Source organism: Pseudoduganella aquatica, from assembly GCF_009857595.1.
GTDB lineage: Bacteria > Pseudomonadota > Gammaproteobacteria > Burkholderiales > Burkholderiaceae_D > Rugamonas > Rugamonas aquatica_A.
In genome coordinates, this window is the sequence record NZ_WWCU01000021.1 from 64,518 (window position 1) to 84,929 (window position 20,412).

Genomic DNA, 20,412 nt, shown 5'->3' on the forward strand with positions numbered 1-20,412 from the left:
ATAATCCATGAACTTTTCACGCTTCTTTGTCGATAAACCGATCTTCGCGGCGGTTCTATCGATCATCATTTTCGTCGGTGGATTGATATCCATCTTCAAGCTGCCCATCTCCGAGTATCCGGATGTGGTGCCGCCGTCCGTGGTGGTGCGCGCGCAGTACCCCGGCGCCAACCCCAAGATCATTGCCGAAACCGTGGCCGCGCCGCTGGAAGAGCAGATCAACGGCGTCGAAAACATGCTCTACATGACGTCGCAGAACACCTCGGACGGCGCGCTGGCGCTGACCGTGACGTTCAAGATCGGCACCAACGTCGAGCAGGCCGAAACCCAGGTGCAGAACCGCGTCCAGCGCGCGCTGCCGCGCCTGCCGGAAGAGGTGCGCCAGATCGGTGTGACGACGGTGAAGTCCTCGCCCAACCTGACCATGGTGGTGCACTTGCAGTCGCCTGACGGCCGTTACGACGACCTGTACCTGCGCAACTACGCCGTGCTGAACGTGAAGGACCAGCTGGCCCGCATCCAGGGCATGGGCGAAGTCCAGCTGTTCGGCTCGGGCGACTACGCCATGCGCGTCTGGCTCGATCCGCAGAAAGTCGCGGCGCGCAACCTGACCGCCGGCGACGTGGTCGCCTCCATCCGCGAGCAGAACGTGCAGGTGGCGGCAGGCGTGATCGGCCAGGGCCCATCGAAAGACGCGGACTTCCAGCTGACCGTCAACACCCAGGGCCGCCTGCAGACGGTTGAGGAATTCGGCAACATCATCGTCAAGACCAACGCCGACGGCGCTGTGACCTTGCTGAAGGATGTGGCGCGCCTGGAAATGGGCTCGAACTCCTACGCGCTGCGCTCCCTGCTGAACAACAAGTCCGCAGTGGCCATCCCTATTTTCGAAGCCCCGAACGCCAACGCGCTGCAGCTGTCCTCGGACGTGCGCGCCAAGATGGCCGAGCTGAAGAAAGATTTCCCGGAAGGCGTCGAATACAGCATTGTGTACGACCCGACCCAATTCGTGCGCGAGTCCATCGACTCCGTCATTCACACGCTGATTGAAGCGATTGTGCTGGTGGCGCTGGTCGTCATCATCTTCCTGCAAACCTGGCGCGCCTCCGTCATTCCGCTGCTGGCGGTGCCGGTGTCGGTAGTCGGTACTTTCGCCGTGATGATAGGCTTCGGCTTCTCCATCAACACGCTGTCGCTGTTCGGCCTCGTGCTGGCCATCGGTATCGTGGTCGATGACGCCATCGTGGTGGTGGAAAACGTGGAGCGCAATATCGCCAACGGCCTGACCCCGCGCGACGCCACCATCCAGGCCATGAAAGAGGTGAGCGGTCCGATTATCGCCATCGCCCTGGTGCTGTGCGCCGTGTTCGTGCCTATCGCCTTCGTGGCGGGCCTGACCGGCCAGTTCTACCGCCAGTTCGCGCTGACCATCGCCATCTCGACCGTGATCTCGGCATTCAGCTCGCTGACCCTGGCCCCGGCCCTGTCGGCAGCCCTGCTGAAACCGCACGACGCGCCGAAAGACGCGCTGACCCGCGGCATGGACAAGATCTTCGGCCGCTTCTTCGCATGGTTCAACCGCTTCTTCGGCCGCAAGTCGGACCAGTATGAAGTGGGCGTGAAGGGCGTGCTGCGCCGCAAATCGGCCGCCGTGGGCGTGTATGCGCTGCTGGCCATCGCCGCCGTGTTCATGTTCAAAGCCGTGCCGTCGGGCTTCGTGCCGGCGCAGGACAAGCAATACCTGGTCGGCTTCGCCCAGCTGCCGGACGCCGCCTCGCTGGACCGCACCGACGCCGTCATCAAGAAGATGTCCGCCATCGCCCAGGAAATCCCCGGCGTGGAAGCCAGCGTGGCTTTCCCCGGCCTGTCGATCAACGGCTTCACCAATGCGCCTAACTCGGGCATCGTGTTCACCACGCTCAAGCCTTTCCATGAGCGCAAGGACAAGAGCCAGTCGGCCGAAGCCATCGCCGCTGAAATCAACAAGCGCATGGGCGCCGTGAAGGACGCCTTCGTGATGGTGTTCCCGCCGCCGCCAGTCAATGGCCTGGGCACCATCGGCGGTTTCAAGATGATGCTGGAAGACCGCGGCAACGTGGGCTACGACGAACTGTATAAGGCCAGCCAGGCGATGCAGATGAAAGCATGGGGCAATCCGCAGCTGCAAGGCGTGTTCTCCAGCTTCCAGATCAACGTGCCGCAGCTGTTCGCGGACGTGGACCGCACCAAGGCCAAGCAGCTGGGCGTGCCGCTGGCGACCATCTACCAGACCTTGCAGATCAACCTGGGTTCGCTGTACGTGAACGACTTCAACCAGTTCGGCCGCACCTATCAAGTGCGCGTGCAGGCTGACGCCCCGTTCCGTTCGCAGGCCGAGCAGATCGCCCAGCTGAAAGTGCGCAACGACAAAGGCGAGATGATTCCGCTGTCGTCGCTGATGCGCGTGAAGGACAGCTATGGCCCGGACCGCGTGCAGCGCTACAACGCCTACGTGTCGGCCGACATGAACGGCGGCCCTGCGGCCGGCGTATCGTCGGGTACCGCGCAAGCCATCTTCGAGCAGATCGCCAAAGAGACTCTGCCAAAAGGGATAGCCTACGAGTGGACCGATTTGACTTACCAGGAGATCCTGTCCGGTAATACCATGATCTATGTGTTCCCTCTGTGCGTGCTGCTGGTGTTCCTGGTGCTGGCTGCCCAGTATGAAAGCTGGACCCTGCCGCTGGCGGTGATCCTGATCGTGCCGATGTCCATCCTGTGCGCCCTGATTGGCGTGAAGGTGACCGGCGGCGACAACAACATCTTTACCCAGATCGCCCTGTTCGTGCTGGTGGGCCTGGCCTCGAAGAATGCTATTCTGATTGTGGAATTCGCCCGCGAACTGGAAGACCATGGCCGCACCGTGCTGCAAGCCGCCCTGGAAGCCTGCCGCCTGCGTCTGCGTCCGATCCTGATGACGTCGATCGCCTTCATCATGGGTGTCGTGCCCCTGGTGTTCTCGAGCGGCGCAGGTTCGGAAATGCGCCACGCCATGGGTGTGGCGGTGTTTGCCGGCATGCTGGGCGTGACCTTCTTCGGCCTGTTCCTCACGCCTGTGTTCTACGTCCTGCTGCGCACCCTGGCCCAGCGCCTTGAGAAGAAATCCCCGGCCGACGCCGTCGCGCCTGCCAAACTGGAAGGGACTCACTAATGAATATGATCGCTAAAGGCGTCGCGCCCCTGGTCGCAGCACTGCTGCTGACCGCTTGCGCCGCGCCCACTTTCAAACAGCCCGAGATCGCCGTGCCGGCCGCCTTCAAGGAAGGCCAGGCGCCCGTGCAAACCGCCGCCGACGGCACCCGCTGGAAGCAGGCGCAGCCCGCCGAGCAGCAGCCGCGCGGCGAATGGTGGCTGGCCTTCAACGATCCGGCCCTGAACCAGCTGATCGCCGAAGCCACCAAGGCCAACGCCAACCTGGCCGTGGCGGCCGCCCGCGTGAAGCAGGCGCGCGCCATCGCCGGCATCGCCGAAGCGGACCGCATTCCGCAAATCGGCGTGGGTGTGGGCGCCCAGCGCGCCCGCGCTTCGGCGCAGTCGCTGGGCCTGCCGCAAGGCAGCCCGGTGGCGCCGCAGACCAGCTACACCGCCAGCCTGACGGCCAGCTATGAAGTGGACCTGTTCGGCCGCGTTTCCTCCGGCGTGGACGCCGCCCGCAGCGACGCCGCTTCGGTGGAAGCGACCTACCGCTCGGTGCTGCTGTCCGTGCAGGCCGACGTGGCGCAGACTTATTTCCGTCTGCGCGCCACGGACGCCGAACTGGCCACGCTGGAGCAGACCGTGCGCCTGCGCCAGGAAAACGTGAAGGTCAACCAGCGCCGCTTCGACCTGGGCGACATCGGCGAATTCGACCTGTCGCGCGCCAAGACCGAACTGGCCACCTCGCGCGCCGAAGCCATCGGCCTGCAGCGCACCCGCGTGACCACCGAGCACGCACTGGCCGTGCTGCTGGGGAAACCGGCGGCCGACTTCACGGCCGGCGTGAGCCCGCTGCTGGACTCGTCGCTGCTGCCAGCCATCCCAGGCGGCCTGCCGTCCACGCTGCTGGAACGCCGTCCGGACATCGCTTCCGCGCAGCGCGCCATGGAAGCGTCCAACGCCCGCATCGGCGTGGCCCGCGCGGCCATGTTCCCGGCGCTGAACATCAGCGCCAACGGCGGCGGCGCGGCGGGCACGTTCTCGGACGTGTTCAAGTGGAGCAGCCGTTCGTGGGTGCTGGGCGCGCTGATGTCCATGCCGCTGATCGACGGCGGCCGCAACAAGAGCAACGTGGTGCGCAGCGAAGCGGCGCTGGAAGAATCCGTTGCCAGCTACCGCCAGAGCGTGCTGACCGCGTTCGCCGAGGTGGAAGACAACCTGGCCGGCCTGCGCATCCTGTCCGGCCAGACCCAGGAAATCGACGACGCGGTGGTCTCGGCGCGCCGCTCGGCGGACCTGGCGCAGAAGCTGTACGACGCCGGCCGTTCCAGCTATCTGGACCTGCTGGACGCGCAGCGCAACCTGGCCAGCGTGGAGCGCAGCGCGGTCCAGCTGCGCGGCAGCCGCGCCGTCACCACCGTGGCGCTGATACGCGCGCTCGGCGGCGGCTGGGATGCGGCGCCGCTGACTGTTGCCTCTAAGTAAGACGAATAGACCTTTACCGGTAGTATTGCCCTTTGACGGCGCCAGAGATGGCGCCGTTTTTTTTGTGCCGCGTGGTGGCGGGTTACGCGCTCGCGCGCTAACCCGCCCTAAGATTTTCAGTGCGTAGGGCGGGTTAGGCGCAGCCGTAACCCGCCACTGTGCCGCCGCCCCTTACCACTTTTTAACATTGATTTACTCGCCACCGGGCGGCAAGCCCGGTAGACTCGGCGCAGGATAGCCACCCCCTGCGAAGGAAAGCCATGCGCCAGCCTGCTCTGCCGTTCGTCTTGTCCGTGACCCTCTCCTTATACCTGCTTGCCGGCTGCGGCGAGAAGCCGAAAGAGGCGCCGCCGCAGGGCGGGGCGCCGGTATCGGCCGCCGTGGTGGTGGAAAAGGACGTCACCGAAACCCAGGAATTCTCCGGCCGGCTCGAAGCCATCGAGCGCGTCGAAGTGCGGCCCCGCGTGGGCGGCTACATCACCGCCGTCAACTTCACCCCGGGCAGCATCGTGCGCAAGGGCGACGTGCTGTTCGTGATCGACCCGCGCCCCTACCAGGCGGCCCTGAGCGGCGCCGAGGCGGGGGCCGCGTCCAGCCGAGCCAAGGCGGACCTGGCCAAACTCGAGCTGACCCGCGCCGAACGCCTGTACGCCGACCGCGCCATCGCCCAGCGCGAACTGGACGAGCGCGCGGCGGGCCTGAAGCAGCTGGACGCGGACCTGCGCGCCGCCCAGGCCGCGCTGGAAACGGCGCGCCTGAACATGGCTTACACGCGCGTGCAGTCGCCCATTGCGGGCCGCGTCAGCAAGGCCGAAATCACCATCGGCAACCTGGTCGACACCACCGCCATGCTGACCTCCGTGGTCTCGGTGGACAAGATCTACGCCAGCTTCGACGGCGACGAGGAAACCTATCTGCGCGTGGGCCCGCTGGCGCACAAGGGCACGCCGGTAGCGGTGCGCGTGGGGCTGGCCAACGAACAGGGCTTCCCGCACGAGGGCAAGCTGGAATTCGTGGACAACCGGCTCGATCCGCAGTCCGGCAGCGTGCGCATGCGCGCCACCTTCGCCAACGCGGACAACGTCCTGGTGCCCGGCCTGTTCGCGCGGGTGCAGGTCAGCGGCGGGAAGGACGGCAAAGCCGGGCAGGCTTTGCTGATCAACGAGCGCGCCGTGGGTACGGACCAGAACCGTAAGTTCGTCTTCGTGGTGGGCAAGGACAGCAAGGCCGAGTACCGGCCGGTGGAACTGGGGCCGTCCATCGACGGCCTGCGCGTGGTGCGCTCCGGGCTGGCGAAAGGCGAGAAAATCGTGGTCGGCGGCCTGCAGCGCGTGCGGCCCGGCGCACCGATCACGCCGCAGATGGTCAGCATGGATTACGACCCGGCGGCCCCGCCCAAGCCTGAGAAGTCCGCCAAGGCCGGGGACAAGTCATGAACTTCTCCCGCTTCTTTGTCGACAAACCCATCTTCGCAGCCGTCCTGTCCATCATTATTTTCGTGGCGGGGCTGATTTCCATTATCGAGCTGCCCATCTCCGAATATCCGGACGTGGTGCCGCCGTCGGTGGTGGTGCGTGCGCAGTACCCCGGCGCGAATCCCAAGATCATTGCCGAAACCGTGGCCGCGCCGCTGGAGGAGCAGATCAACGGCGTCGAGAACATGCTCTATATGGACTCGAAAAACACCTCGGACGGCTCGCTGGCGCTGACGGTGACGTTCAAGATCGGCACCAACGTCGAGCAGGCCGAAACCCAGGTGCAGAACCGCGTGCAGCGCGCCTTGCCGCGTTTGCCCGAGGAGGTGCGCCAGATCGGCGTGACCACCGTGAAGTCCTCGCCCAACCTGACCATGGTGGCCCACCTGGTGTCGCCCAACGGCCGCTACGACGACGTCTACCTGCGCAACTACGCGGTGCTGAACGTGAAGGACCAGCTGGCGCGCATCCCCGGCATGGGCGAGGTGCAGCTGTTCGGCGCGGGCGACTACGCCATGCGCGTCTGGCTCGATCCGCAGAAAGTCGCCGCGCGCAACCTCACCGCCAACGACGTGGTGCAGGCCATCCGCGAGCAGAACGTGCAGGTGGCGGCGGGCGTGATAGGCGCTGCGCCGTCGCGCGGCTCCGAGTTCCAGCTGACGGTGAACACGCAGGGCAGGCTGAAATCGCTGGAGGATTTCGGCGCCATCGTCATCAAGACCAGCACCGACGGCGCCACCACGCTGCTGCGCGACGTGGCGCGGGTAGAGTTGGGCTCCAATTCCTATTCCCTGCGTTCGCTGCTGAACAACAAGTCGGCCGCAGCCATCGGTATCTTCGAGGCGCCCGGCGCGAATGCGCTGCAGTTGTCGACCGACGTGCGCAAGACGCTGGCCGAGCTGAAAAAGGACTTCCCCGAGGGCGTGGACTTCGACGTGGTGTACGACCCCACCCAGTTCGTGCGCGAATCCATCAAGGCCGTTATCCATACGCTGCTGGAGGCGGTGGCGCTGGTGGTGCTGGTGGTGATCGTGTTCCTGCAGACCTGGCGCGCGTCGATTATTCCGCTGCTGGCTGTGCCGGTGTCCATCGTCGGCACTTTCGCGGTGATGCTGATGTTCGGCTTTTCCATCAACACGCTGTCGCTGTTCGGACTGGTGCTGGCCATCGGCATCGTGGTGGACGACGCCATCGTGGTGGTGGAGAACGTGGAGCGCAATATCGCCAACGGACTGTCCCCGCGCGACGCCACCATCCAGGCCATGAAGGAGGTGAGCGGGCCGATTATCGCCATCGCGCTGGTGCTGTGCGCCGTGTTCGTGCCGATTGCCTTCGTGTCCGGCCTGTCCGGCCAGTTCTACCGCCAGTTCGCGCTGACCATCGCGATATCGACGGTGATCTCGGCATTCAGCTCGCTCACGCTAGCGCCCGCGCTGGCCGCCTCGCTGCTGCAGCCGCACGACGCGCCCAGGGACCCGCTCACGAAACTGATGGACAAGCTGTTCGGCCGCTTCTTCGGCTGGTTCAACCGGGTCTTCGGCCGCGCTTCTGCGCGCTACGAGGACGGCGTGGGCGGCGTGCTGAAACGGAAGGCGGGTGCGGTCGGCGTCTACCTGCTGCTGGTGGTGGCGGCCGGCTTCATGTTCCGCGCCGTGCCGGAAGGCTTTGTTCCGGGGCAGGACAAGCAGTACCTGGTGGGCTTCGCGCAGCTTCCGGACGCCGCCTCGCTGGACCGCACCGACTCGGTGATACGCCGCATGTCCGACATCGCCACCGGCGTGCCGGGCGTGCAGGATTCGATCGCCTTCCCGGGCCTGTCCATCAACGGCTTCACCAACGCACCCAATGCGGGCATCGTCTTTGTCGGGCTCAAGCCCTTCCACGAGCGGCACGGCGCCGCCGAGTCCGGGCTGGGCATCGCGGCGGAAGTGAACAAGCGCATGGGGGCGATACAGGACGCCTTCATCATGGTCTTCCCGCCGCCGCCGGTGAATGGCCTGGGCACCATAGGCGGCTTCAAGATGATGATAGAGGACAGGGGTAACCTGGGCTACGACGAGTTGTACAAGGCGGTGCAGGCCTTGCAGATGAAAGCCTGGCAGGAGCCCAAGCTGGCGGGCGTGTTCTCCAGCTACCAGATCAACGTGCCGCAGCTGTTCGCCGACATCGACCGCACCCGCGCCAAGCAGCTGGGCGTGGCTCTGCCCACCATCTATCAGACCTTGCAGATCAATCTGGGCTCGCTGTACGTGAACGACTTCAACCAGTTCGGACGCACCTACCAGGTGCGCGTGCAGGCGGATGCGCAGTTCCGCTCGCGCGTGGAGCAGATGGCGCAGCTCAAGGTGCGCAGCGACAAGGGCGAGATGATACCGCTGTCGTCGCTGATGCGCGTGAGCGATACCTACGGGCCGGACATGGTGCAGCGCTATAACGCCTATGTGGCGGCGGACCTGAACGGCGGCCCGGCGCCGGGCGTGTCGTCCGGGCAGGCGCAGGAGGCGCTGGAGAAGCTGGCGCGCGAAGTGCTGCCCAAGGGGATCAGCTATGAATGGACCGAGCTGACCTACCAGGACATCCTGTCCGGGAACACCATGATCTACGTGTTCCCGCTGTGCGTGCTGCTGGTGTTCCTGGTGCTGGCGGCCCAATACGAGAGCTGGACGCTGCCGCTGGCGGTGATCCTGATCGTTCCCATGTCCATCCTGTGCGCGCTGCTGGGCGTGAAGCTCACGCATGGCGACAACAATGTGTTCACGCAGATTGCGCTGTTCGTGCTGGTGGGGCTGGCGTCAAAGAACGCCATCCTGATCGTGGAGTTCGCGCGCGAGCTGGAGGACCACGGCCGCACCATCTTGCAGGCCGCGCTGGAGGCCTGCCGTCTGCGTCTGCGTCCGATTTTGATGACCTCCATCGCCTTCATCATGGGCGTGCTGCCGCTGGTGTTCTCCAGCGGCGCGGGCTCGGAAATGCGCCATGCGATGGGTGTGGCGGTGTTTGCCGGCATGCTGGGCGTGACCTTCTTCGGCCTGTTCCTCACGCCGGTGTTCTACGTCATCCTGCGCACCTTCGCGCACCGCTTCGAACGCGTGCCGCACAAGGACAGGGCGAAGAACCAGCCGCACTAAAAGGCGATTACTGCGGGGGCGCTGCCTTCACGTCGAATTTCTGCGCGATGGCGTTGATGGTGCCGTCGCGCAGCAACTGGCGCAGGGCCTGGTTGAAGCGCTCCGCCAGTTCCGGCGGCATGCGCGTGCGCGACAGGCCGATGTAGTACTCGGTCTTCTTCAGTTCCCCGATCTGGCGCAGACCCGCGTCGCCATCCTGGTTGAGCAAAAAGCGTCCCAGCTCTTTGTTGATGACAACCACCGCCTTGCCGCCGTAGCGTCCCTGGCGCAGCTTGCGCAGCGCGGTCTGGTTGTCGACTTCAATTTCCACCCGGCTGTTGGGCGCCAGCCGGCCCAGCTCTTCGGCGGCGACGGACGTCCCGGAAGGGCCGTAGCCGGCCACCGTGTAGCCCGCCAGGTCGGCAGGACTGGTGTAGCGCACAGTGGTGCCCGGCGCCGTGTACAGCACATAGGCCGACTGCAGGACAGGCGGCCCGATATTGAAGGCCACCGTGCGCTCCGGTGTTTTCAGCAGCATCAGCATGCCGTCCGCCGTGCCGCCGCTCATCATGGCAAAGGCGCGGCGCCAGGGATAGACCTCGGCTTTGCACTCGACCTTGATGGAGGCGCAAACGGCCTGCAGCACTTCGGGGAAAAATCCGTCTGGTTTATTGGTGCCGTTGGTGGTCAGCGGGGGGAAGGGCTGCATGACAAAGGTAAGGACCTGCGGCTGCGCAGCGCCTGCGGAAAGCGGCAATAGAAGTGGCAACAGAAGCGATAGCATTCGCAGCTGATGCGGCAGTTTCATGGCGGCCCTCGATTGAATGCGATTCCCGACTATAAGCTGATTTTCGGTATGAATCAACCTGCAACCGGCACGTTGCTGACTCGCTGCGGCGGTTCGACTATTATGCTGCTTTGGCGTGGATAACGATGGGGCGGTTTTGATTACGAGTGCGTTGCTGGCGTCTGTGCCAGGAGTGGAACATGGGTTTGGCACGGCGGCGGGCCTGGTGCCGGAAGTGCTGCAGGCCGCGTGGGAACTGCGGCCGGACAAGCGCCAGGTGCATGGCACGCGGTCGGTGCGCATCACCGGGCCGCAGCAGGCGGCCGGCGAGGCCGACGCTTTTTACACCTCTGCCGCAGGCATACCCGTCAGCGTGATCACTGCCGACTGCGTGCCGCTGCTGATGGCGCGGCGCGACGGCGGCATGGCCGCTGCGCTGCACGCGGGCTGGCGCGGCCTGTATGCCGGCATTATCGGCCAGTTCTGGCAGGAGATGCGCGAACGCGGCGAACGGCCGTCCGAGTGGGTGGCCGCCATCGGTCCGACCATTTGCGCGCCGTGCTACGAGGTGAGCGAGGAGCTGGCGCAGGACTTTACGCGCCACTATGCCGGACTGCCAGCCGCCACGGTGGTGCCCACGCACCGCCATCTGGATCTGCGCGCGGTGGCGCAATACGAGCTGGAACGCGCCGGAATGGGCGCGTTTGAGCATGTGGGCGGCTGCACCTGCTGCGCGCGCCGCGCGGACGGTGAACTGGCTTTCCGCAGCTACCGGCGCGGCGACCGCAATTCGCAGCAGCATGCGGGTTTGCTGATCCGTAGCTGAGAACTTTGTTAGCTGCTTAACCGTGGCGCGTGGCCGGCGGGTGTAAAGTTGGCGCCATGAGCGACTCACTCAAAACCTACAAGGCCAAGCGCAACTTCGACGTGACGCCCGAACCTGCCGAGGGAGGCGAGGAGGGCGGCGAGAACCTGTCGTTCGTCATCCAGAAGCACTGGGCCTCGCGGCTGCATTACGACTTCCGCCTGGAGCTGGACGGCGCCATGAAGAGCTGGGCCGTGCCGAAAGGTCCCAGCTACGACACGCACGACAAGCGCATGGCCGTGCATGTGGAGGATCATCCCATTTCCTACAACAGCTTCGAGGGCACCATACCGGAGAAGCAGTATGGGGCGGGCAAGGTCATTATCTGGGACAAGGGAACCTGGCATCCGCTGGTGGATCCGCACAAGGGCTACAAGGCGGGCAGCCTGAAGTTCGAACTGCGCGGCCACAAGATGCACGGGCGCTGGGCGCTGGTGCGGATGAAGGGGCGGGGCGAGAAGCAGGAGGCCTGGCTGCTCATCAAGGAGAAAGACGAGTACGCGCGGCCCGCCGCCGAATTCAGCGTGGTGGACGAGATGCCGGACAGCGTGAAAAAGCTCGGCATGCCCAAGGCTGCGAGCCAGCGCTCAGCCAGCGCCAAGCCGGCCGCCAAGGCGGCGGATGCTGCCGAAGCCGCGCCGGCCCGCGAGCTGCCCGCCACGCTGTCTCCCGAACTGGCCACGCTGGTGGACAAGCCGCCCTCCAGCCCGCAGGACTGGCTGTTCGAGATCAAGTTCGACGGCTACCGCATCCTGGCGCGGGTGGACGGCAAGGACGTGCAGCTGTTCACCCGCAACGGCAACGACTGGACCCACAAGCTCAAGCCCCTGCAAGCCGCACTGCTGAAAATGAAGCTGCCCTCCGGCTGGTATGACGGCGAAATTGTCGTGCATGACGAGACAGGGAGGCCGGATTTCGGCCTTCTGCAGCAATCCTTCGACAACGAAAAAACCGAAGATATTGTTTATTTCGTTTTCGACGCTCCCTACCTGGACGGCCATGACTTGCGCAGCGTGCCGCTGGAGCAGCGGCGCGCGCTGCTGTCCGCCGTCATGACAAAACACGGTACGGATACGGTGCGCCTGAGCGCGCAGATCGACGCGCTGCCGGAGGAAATGGTGGCCGCCGCCTGCAAAATGGGCCTGGAAGGCATTATCGGGAAACGGCGCGACTCGGCCTATACCTCCCGCCGTTCGGGCGACTGGATCAAGCTCAAATGCGGCCAGCGGCAGGAGTTCGTCATCGGCGGCTATACCGACCCGCAGGGCTCGCGCACCGGCATCGGTTCGCTGCTGCTCGGTACGCACGGCAAGGACGGCAAGCTGCACTACGCGGGCAATGTGGGCAGCGGCTTCAATCAAGCCAGCCTGGCCGCGCTGAGGGCCAGCCTGGAGAAGCTGGCGGTCGACGAAAACCCGTTTGCGTCCACGCGCGCCATTGCCAAAAAAGCGCACTGGGTCAAGCCGACGCTGGTGGCGGAGGTCAGCTTCGGCGAATGGACGCGCAGCGGCTCGGTGCGGCACGCCGTGTTCCAGGGGCTGCGCAAGGACAAGCTGCCCCGCATGATCATGCGCGAGCAGCCGGCGCACCTTGAAGATCTGGCACATGCGGAGCCTGGGAAGCCCGCGCGGAAGACGGCCCGGAACCGCGTCGGCGCCAGCGCAAAAGCCAGCGCGAAGCCCAGAGAGGCCGATGCCGCCACGCCGGCGCTGCACGGCACGCTGCCGGACACGTTGAAAGTCACGAATCCGGACCGTGTGATCGATGCGGAAAGCGGCACGACCAAGATTGCGCTTGTGCGCTACTACGCGCTGGTGGGCGAGCTGATGATGGAACATCTGAAGGAGCGGCCAGTATCGCTGGTGCGGGCTCCTGCGGGCGTGGGCGGAGAGCTGTTCTTCCAGAAGCACGCCGACGTGGCCAAAATGCCGGGCCTGAAGCATCTGGACCAGGCGCTGGACCCGGACCATCCGCCCATGCTGGCAGTTGGCAGTGTGGAGGGCCTGCTGTCGGCCGCGCAGTGGAACGTGGTTGAAATCCACACCCAGAACGCCGTCGCGCGCAGCTACGAAAAGCCGAACCGCATGATCTTCGACCTGGACCCCGGCAAAGGCGTGGAATGGCCCGCAATCCAGGAGGCGGCGGAACTGGTGCATGCCTTCCTCGCCGAATTGGGACTTCCCGCTTTTCTCAAGACCAGCGGCGGCAAGGGCCTGCACGTGGTGGTGCCGATCAAGCCCGCGTATGGCTGGGACACGGTGAAGGCGTTCTCGCAAGCCATCGTCGAGCATGTGGCGGGCGCGCTGCCGGACCGGTTCTCGTTCAAGAGCGGGCCGAAAAACCGGGTGGGCAAGATCTATATCGACTACCTGCGCAATGGCCGTGGTGCCACCACGGTGTGCGCATGGTCGGCGCGCACGCGGCCGGGACTGGGCATTTCGGTGCCCGTCCGCTGGGACGAGCTGCCCAAGCTGAAAGGCGGCGACCACTGGACGGTGGCCACCGTGCACCAGCGGCTGGACGAGGGCAACGCGCCGTGGGACGACTACGCCTCCAGCGCGAAGAGCATCACTGCAGCGATGAAGCAGTTCGGATTCAAGCCGGAAGACTAGCGGCAGGGCGGGGCGCCGAGGTCAGGCTGCGCGGCGCACGCGCGTGGACGCCGCCGTGGAGCGGGGCTTGGCCGCCTTCTTGGCCGCAGGTTTCGCAGCGGTCTTCGCTGCCGTCCTGGCTGCGGCCTTCGCCGCAGGCTTGGCGGCGGGTTTGGCCGCAGCCCGCGCCGGCGCATCGGCTTTCGGCGCCTTCTCCTTGCCGCCCAGGCTCTGCTTGAGCAGCGCCACCAGGTCCACCACGTTGCTGCTGGCGGGCTTTTCCTTCTCCGGCGCGGCAACGGTGATCGACTTGGTTTGCTTCGCCTTCACTTTCTTCTCGACCAGTGCCAGCACGTCGTTCTTGTACGTATCGTGGTACTGCTCGGGATTCCATTCCTCCGTCATGCCCTCCACCAGCGACAGGGCCATCTGCAGCTCCTTGTCGGTGATGCCGGCCGACTTGAGCGTTTTCGGCGGCAGCTTCAGCTCTTCGGTGCTGCGGATCTCTTCGGCGAAGCGCAAGGTGTTGAGCACGATGCCGTCGTCCACGCACACCAGCGCGCACAGGTGCTGGCGCACGCGTATCACCACCGTGGCGATGGCGATGCGGCCGGCCTTGCGCAAGGTCTCGCGCAGCAGCGCGTAGACCTTGCCGCCGCCGCGTCCCGGCGCCAGGTAGTAGGGCGTTTCGAAGTAGGTCAGCGGCACGTCGGCGGCGTCCACGAAGGCCAGGATGTCGATGGTCTGCGTGGCCGCCACGTTGGCCTGGCGCAGATCCTCGTCGGACAGCACCACGTACTCGTCCTGCTTGTACTCGTAGCCCTTGACGATGTTGTCCCACACGACTTCCTTGCCGGTGTTCTTGTTGTAGCGCTTGAAGCCGATGGGCGAGAAGTCGCGCCGGTCCAGCATGGTCAGGTCCAGGTCATGCGACTGCACCGCCGTGTGCATCTCGACCGGAATGTGCACCAGCCCGAAGCTGATGGCGCCTTTCCACAATGCGCGTGCCATGGGACCGTCCTCCTAGTTGCCTACGCTGCCGGTCACCGGCAGCACGATGCCCGTGATATAGCTGGAACAGCAGGGCGCCGCCAGGAACACATAGGACGGCGCCAGCTCTTCCGGCTGCGCCGGGCGTTTCATGTCGGTGGAGGCGCCGAACTGCGCGATCTTGTCCGGCGGCTGGTCGGCCGGATTGAGCGGCGTCCAGACCGGGCCGGGCGCCACCGCGTTCACGCGTATGCCCTTGTCCAGCAGGTTGGACGCCAGCGACATGGTGAAGGCGTGGATGGCGCCCTTGGTGGTGGAATAGTCCAGCAGGTGCGCCGAGCCTTGCAGCCCCGTCACCGAGCCGGTGTTGATAATGGACGCGCCGCGCTGCAGGTGCGGTTCCACCGCCTTGGCCATGTGGAAGTAACCATATACGTTGGTGCGCATGGTGAGGTCGAAGCGCTCCTCGGACAGCTCGGCCAGCGAGCCGGCATGCGCCTGGAAGGCCGCGTTGTTGACCAGGATGTCGATATGGCCGAACTCCGCCAGCACCTCATCCACGGCGCGGCGGCAGAAGGCCGGGTCGCTCACGTCGCCGGGCAGCAGCAGGCAGCTCTGGCCCTCGGCCTCCACGAAGCGCTTGGTTTCGGCCGCGTCCCCGTGTTCGTCCAGGTAGATGATGGCCACGTCCGCCCCCTCGCGCGCGTACAGCACCGCCACCGAACGGCCTATGCCCGAATCGCCGCCGGTGATGATGGCGGCCATGCCGGCCAGCTTGCCGCTGCCGCGATAGTCCGGCGCCAGGAAGCGCGGCCGCAGCTCCATGTCCGCTTCGCTGCCGGGCTTTTGCAGGTGCTGCCTGGGTAGGGGCGGGCTGGGCTGGTCGTGGTGGCCGGTCTGCACGGCATCCCGGCTGGCCTTCTGCTGGCCCCGGGACTGGTCGCGCTGGTCCTGCTCTTGCTGCACAGCACGTTGCATGCTGGCGGCGGACTGCGGCGCCTTGTTTTCCGATTGTGCCATGGTGCTCTCCTTCGTCTGCAAGCTGCCAGTATTGGGAAGGATGGCGTGGACAACCGTGCGGTTTCACACATAAATCTGGTTTTTTAACCCACATACGTTGCTAACTATGAACTTTATGGCAAACTGTAGAGGCCATACTTATAAGAATGCTTTGGGGATATCTCATGACCGCAGAAATCGACAGCCATGCCCGGCGCGTGGGGCTCTTTCTCAACCTGGCAGGCGAGCGGCGCGGCGAGTTCCAAGCCAGTTGCGGCGAGCTGTTCAACCGTTTGCTGCTGACGGAAACCTTCGATGGCGCCACCGCCATGCTGGCGCGCCAGCCGGTGGACCTGCTGGTACTCGACCTGGACGGCTTCGACGACAGCGGCGACCTGTCCGCCGCCAGCGCGCTGGTGCGTGCCCGGCAGGGTGCACCGGTGCTGGTTTTATGTCCCTACGGAAACACCGCCTGGCTGCCCGAACTGATGGCGGCCGGACCGCTGACTTACCGCATCAGTCCGCTGTTGAGCGAAGACCTGCAGCAGTCGGTGAGCCAGGCGCTGACGGCGCCGCTGGACGCGGCCGCCGCGCAACAGCAGGCGCTGCTGGACAAGGAGAAAGAGCTGCGCGACCTGCTGGCCATCCAGCGCGGCGTACAGCGCGCGCTGACCGGCATGGACGAGCTGGGCACAATGGCCGCGCGCATCTGCACCGCGCTGTGCAGCTTCCCCGGCGTGCGGCACGCGGCGCTGTTCCACATGCAGGAGCGCGGCAACCTGGTGCTGGCGGCGCAGGAGGCGCGCAACCATCTGGACATGGCGCGGCTGCTGCAGCGCAGCGAGCGGCTGCTGCAGTCGCCGCTGTCGGACACCTTCCCGCCGCTGATGGCGGTGGGCAGCGGCGACATGGTGCTGCTGGACGCGCCGGAAAAAGCGGGCGACCCCGAGCTGGCCATGCAGCTGCACGACAAGGGCGTGCGCATGGTGCTGGCGCTGCCGCTGCGCAGCGAGGCGGGCGGGCCGGTGCAGGGCGCCGTCAGCCTGATGTTCGACCGCCACATTGCGTTTTCGCGCGAGCAGTTTTCCGGCCTGGGCAGCCTGGCGCAGTTCATCAGTTTCGGGCTCGCGATGAGCGAGCTCAAGCACCAGAACGACGCGCTGGCTGGCAAGCTGACGCAGATCACGACGGTGGATGCGCTGACGGGTGCGGTGAACCGGCGCCACGGCGAGGCCGAGCTGGACAACGAAATCCGGCGCGCGCGGCGCTACGGCATGCCGCTGGGCGTGATCGCGTTCGACATCGACAACTTCCGTTCGGTGAACGACATCTACGGCTACCCCTGTGGCGACCAGGCCTTGCGCACGGTGGCGCAGACGGTGCTGAGCCGGTTGCGCACGTCGGACCAGCTGGTGCGGATGCGGGGCGAGGAATTCCTGATCATCGCCACGCACACGGCCGCGATCGACGCGCTGAAGCTGGCCGAAAAGCTGCGCGAGACCATCGCCACCACCGAGCTGCCGGGCTGCGAAATGGTGACGATCAGCCTGGGCGTGGCGCAAGCCGGCCCGGAAGAGGGCGCCAGCACCCTGCTGGAGCGCCTGGACGCCGCCCTGCACCGCGCCAAGCGCGCCGGCCGCAACTGTGTCGAACTCGCCATGGCCTCCTGATCCCTGGCCAGCCTCAGCCGCATTTCCCCCAATTCGGGGTCAGACCCCGGATGGCACAGGATGCGGCTCAGCTCGCTTGCCTTATTGGGCGGCAGCTGGCCAATTGTCGCTGGAGTCCTACGGGATCTGCCATCCCATCCCATCTGGATTCCTGTATTCCTACAAGCAGCCTGAGCCGCATTTCCCGCGTCCGGGGTCTGACCCCGAAATGGGGGAAATGCGGCTGAGGTTGCTTGGCTTAGAGTGCTTCGAGGATGGTGGCGACGCCTTGGCCGCCGCCGACGCACTGGGTGGCCAGCGCGTAGCGGCCTTGCTGGCGCGCCAGCAGCGCGGCGGCTTTGCCGGTGATGCGCGCGCCGGTGGCGCCCAGCGGGTGGCCGATGGCCATGCCGCCGCCGTCGATGTTGACGATCGCCGGATCGATGCCCAGCTCGCGCACGCTGGCCAGCGCCTGGGAGGCGAACGCTTCGTTGATTTCCGCCACGTCCAGCTGCGCCGCCGTGATGCCGGCCTGCGCCAGCGCCTTGCGCGTGGCCGGCACCGGCCCGATGCCCATCACCGCCGGGTCCACGCCCGTCGACGCCATGCCGATAATGCGCGCGCTTGGCTTCAGGCCGTGCTTGCGCGCGAACGCTTCGCTCGTCACCAGCACCGCCGAGGCGCCGTCGGTCAGCGGCGAGGACGTGCCCGCCGTCACCACGCCGTCGTCGCGGAACACCGGCTTCAGGCCGGCCAGCGCTTCCAGCGAGGTGCCGGGACGGATGCAGCCGTCTTCGCTCACCAGCTCGCCTGCGGCCGTGCGCACCGGCACAATCTCGTCCGCCAGCAGGCCGGACTCGCGCGCCGTGGCCGCTTTCCGGTGCGATTCAAAGGCCATCCGCTCCTGGTCGCCGCGCGCCACCTCATAGCGGCTGGCGACGTTTTCGGCGGTGTCGCCCATGCTGATGTAGGTGTCGCTGTGCTCGTATAGCTGCGGATTGGGCGAGAAGTTGAAGCCGCCCTGCGGCACCATCGTCATCGATTCCACGCCCACGCACAGGTAGGCCTCGCCCAGCCCGGCCTCTATCTGCGCGGCGGCAATGTGGATGGCGGACATGGACGAGCCGCAGAAGCGGTTCACCGTCATCCCCGGCACTTCGAACGGGAAGCCGGCCAGCAGCGACACCACGCGCGCCAGGTTGTTGCCCTGTGACGATTCCGGATAGGCGCAGCCCAGGATCACGTCGTCCAGCAGCGCCGGGTCGAGGCCGGTGCGCTGCATCAGGCCTTGCACCACCTGGGCGGCGAGGTCGTCGGGACGGGTTTCGGCCAGCTTGCCTTTGCGGGCGAAATGGAAGGGGGAGCGCGCGTAGGCGCTGATCACGGCTTTCATAGTGGCTCCTTAAATTACGATCATCATCAATGATTCATATATTACGGCCGTAATGTATAATGTCAAGCAGAACTTGGCGACGGGGAGAGCATCATGAAGGTGAGCAGGGAGCAGGCGGCGTTGAACCGCGAGCGGATTGTGGAGACGGCGGCCAGGCTGTTCCGCGAGAAGGGTTTTGACGGCATCGGCGTGGCCGATTTGATGAAGGGCGCGGGCTTGACGCACGGCGGCTTTTACGGCCACTTCGCTTCCAAGGAGGTGCTGCTGGCGGAAGCCACCGCCAAGGCGCTGGAGAAGTCGCTGATGAAGTGGCGCAAGCTGGCCGATGGCGCGCCGGCGCGGCCGGTGGCGGCCATCGCCGAGTCCTATCTGTCGGTGGCGCACCGCGATTGCCCGGGCCGGGGCTGCGCCGTCAGCACCTTGGGCACCGATGCGGCGCGTTCCGGTCCGGAAGTGCGGCAGGCCATGGCGGCCGGCGTGCAGGCGCAGCTCAAGCTGCTGGCCGAGCTGGAGCCGGGCGCGGACGCCGCCGCCCAACGCCAGCGCGCCATCGCCGATTACGCCAGCATGGTGGGCGGCTTGGTGCTGTCGCGCGTGATGGCGGACCCGGCGCAGTCTGAGGAAGTGCTGGCGGCGGTGCTGGCGGAGCTGGAGCAGGGCCGCTAGAGGCAGTGCGGGTGCTTTGCGGCGGGATGGCTGCGGAGCAAGAAAAACGGGTATATTGTTATTTAATAAACCCGGAGGCCGCATGCAACTCTTGAACAGTCTGATCAACCGTAGCATCCGCAGCACCTTATTCATGGGCGTCCTGGCCTTTCACGGGCTGGTGGTGTTTCCCGTGGTGCTGGGCGCAGTTCGCGATGGCGAGAAAATGGCCGAGTCTTTGCCGCCCGCGGAGCGGAGCGGCGTGGTCGGCCGCACCTTGTCCGCGGTGCGAGACAATTATGTGTTCCCGGAGCGGACGCCACGGATCGAGGCGGATGTGCACCGCCGGAATGCGGCAGGTGAGTATGACGCCGCCGAAAGCGGCCACGAGCTGGCGCGCAGCATCAGCGAAGACATGCAAGTCGCCGCCGACGATAATGCCTTGCTGCTGGAATATCTGGCGCTGCCTGTCCTGGGCGAAACGCCGCCCGGCACGGTGCGCGACGTGGAGCCGCTGGAGGCCTGGCCGCAGAGCTGGATCACGCGCGTGCGCCGCTCCTGGGACAGCGGCGGGGTCTGGAATGTGAAAGTCCTGGACGGCAACGTGGGCTTCCTGCAGATCCACAAATTCGACCATTTTTACAATGCGCGCGGCAAGTACGCCGAAACGATGGACAAGCTCAAGGATACGCGGGCCGTCATCATCGACCTGCGGCAAAACGCCGGCGGCTGGCCCGAAGCGGTGAACACTTTCGCCACCTACTTTTTCGACCAGCGCGTGCATCTGGACGACATCTATTACCGCAAGCAGGACCTCACCGTGCAGAACTGGACCGATGCCGAGCCGCTGGGGCCGCGCTACGGCGCAAAGCGGCCGGTCTATATCCTGACCTCGCCCAACACGCACGGCGCGGCGGAGTCCTTCGCTTATTCCATGCAAAAAATGGGGAGGGCGACCGTGATAGGCCGGGCGACCAGGGGCAGCGCTCACCTGTCGGACCGTTTCCCCCTGTCCGAGCACTTCCAGGCCTGGGTTCCCGTCGCGCGCGCCGTCAACGCCACCACGGGCGGAAACTGGCAAAGCAGCGGCGTCAAGCCCGACGTCGAAGCGATCCGCAAGGACGCCATGGAAATAGCGCGGCGCATGGCTATGGAAACGGCCGGGATGGCGCTTGCCCGATAAGCACTGTGGCCGTCAGGGCAGTCGACGCGGTGGCGCCTGCGCAGGTGCTGCTGCCGCTGTAGCCGAAAC

Annotated in this window: 13 protein-coding genes; 9 read left to right on the forward strand and 4 right to left on the reverse strand. The window is 65.7% G+C overall.

Annotation, left to right across the window (positions count from 1 at the left end; genetic code table 11):
• Positions 1-7 precede the first annotated feature (7 nt).
• The 4 genes from GTP77_RS18200 to GTP77_RS18215 all read left to right on the forward strand — a co-directional run bounded on the left by GTP77_RS18200 (position 8) and on the right by GTP77_RS18215 (position 9,262).
• A complete protein-coding gene (locus GTP77_RS18200; protein ID WP_161073561.1) occupies positions 8-3,190 on the forward strand; it encodes an efflux RND transporter permease subunit in 3,183 nt (1,060 codons plus the stop codon).
• Entirely contained in the window at positions 3,190-4,659 is a 1,470-nt protein-coding gene (locus GTP77_RS18205) for an efflux transporter outer membrane subunit (protein WP_161073562.1), read from the forward strand. Before GTP77_RS18200 ends, GTP77_RS18205 begins: the two co-directional genes overlap by 1 nt.
• A gap of 260 nt (positions 4,660-4,919) precedes the next feature.
• Positions 4,920-6,095: an efflux RND transporter periplasmic adaptor subunit gene (locus tag GTP77_RS18210; protein ID WP_161073563.1), complete on the forward strand. Its 1,176-nt coding sequence runs from the start codon at positions 4,920-4,922 to the stop codon at positions 6,093-6,095.
• On the forward strand, positions 6,092-9,262 hold the full coding sequence (locus tag GTP77_RS18215) for an efflux RND transporter permease subunit (protein WP_161073564.1): 3,171 nt from the start codon (positions 6,092-6,094) through the stop codon (positions 9,260-9,262). Before GTP77_RS18210 ends, GTP77_RS18215 begins: the two co-directional genes overlap by 4 nt.
• A 7-nt stretch (positions 9,263-9,269) precedes the next feature.
• Here GTP77_RS18215 and GTP77_RS18220 read toward each other — a convergent pair whose 3' ends face one another.
• A complete protein-coding gene (locus tag GTP77_RS18220; protein ID WP_161073565.1) occupies positions 9,270-9,950 on the reverse strand; it encodes a substrate-binding periplasmic protein in 681 nt (226 codons plus the stop codon).
• Positions 9,951-10,221: 271 nt separating this feature from the next.
• On the opposite strand from GTP77_RS18220, the gene GTP77_RS18225 reads away from it, so the two are divergent.
• Both GTP77_RS18225 and ligD read left to right on the forward strand, forming a co-directional pair.
• A complete protein-coding gene (locus tag GTP77_RS18225) occupies positions 10,222-10,854 on the forward strand; it encodes a purine nucleoside phosphorylase YfiH/LACC1 family protein (RefSeq protein WP_161073566.1) in 633 nt (210 codons plus the stop codon).
• A gap of 56 nt (positions 10,855-10,910) precedes the next feature.
• A complete protein-coding gene (gene ligD / locus GTP77_RS18230) occupies positions 10,911-13,505 on the forward strand; it encodes a DNA ligase D (RefSeq protein WP_161073567.1) in 2,595 nt (864 codons plus the stop codon).
• Between the two features lie 21 nt (positions 13,506-13,526).
• Here ligD and ku read toward each other — a convergent pair whose 3' ends face one another.
• Together ku and GTP77_RS18240 are read right to left on the reverse strand one after the other, a co-directional pair.
• The gene (ku, locus tag GTP77_RS18235; RefSeq protein ID WP_161073568.1) at positions 13,527-14,495 is read right to left on the reverse strand and encodes a non-homologous end joining protein Ku; all 969 of its coding nucleotides are present in this window, start codon (positions 14,493-14,495) and stop codon (positions 13,527-13,529) included.
• 12 nt (positions 14,496-14,507) lie between these two features.
• Positions 14,508-15,494: an SDR family oxidoreductase gene (locus GTP77_RS18240; protein ID WP_161073569.1), complete on the reverse strand. Its 987-nt coding sequence runs from the start codon at positions 15,492-15,494 to the stop codon at positions 14,508-14,510.
• Positions 15,495-15,658: 164 nt separating this feature from the next.
• On the opposite strand from GTP77_RS18240, the gene GTP77_RS18245 reads away from it, so the two are divergent.
• Positions 15,659-17,143: a GGDEF domain-containing protein gene (locus GTP77_RS18245; RefSeq protein WP_161073570.1), complete on the forward strand. Its 1,485-nt coding sequence runs from the start codon at positions 15,659-15,661 to the stop codon at positions 17,141-17,143.
• A 238-nt stretch (positions 17,144-17,381) separates the two neighbouring features.
• Here GTP77_RS18245 and GTP77_RS18250 read toward each other — a convergent pair whose 3' ends face one another.
• Complete coding sequence (locus GTP77_RS18250) at positions 17,382-18,515, reverse strand: thiolase family protein (protein WP_161073571.1); 1,134 nt, start codon at positions 18,513-18,515, stop codon at positions 17,382-17,384.
• Positions 18,516-18,608: 93 nt separating this feature from the next.
• Here GTP77_RS18250 and GTP77_RS31075 point away from each other — a divergent pair, with 93 nt between their 5' ends.
• Entirely contained in the window at positions 18,609-19,181 is a 573-nt protein-coding gene (locus tag GTP77_RS31075; RefSeq protein WP_161073572.1) for a TetR/AcrR family transcriptional regulator, read from the forward strand.
• A gap of 82 nt (positions 19,182-19,263) precedes the next feature.
• The gene (locus GTP77_RS18260; RefSeq protein WP_161073573.1) at positions 19,264-20,343 is read left to right on the forward strand and encodes a S41 family peptidase; all 1,080 of its coding nucleotides are present in this window, start codon (positions 19,264-19,266) and stop codon (positions 20,341-20,343) included.
• The last annotated feature ends 69 nt before the right edge of the window (positions 20,344-20,412 follow it).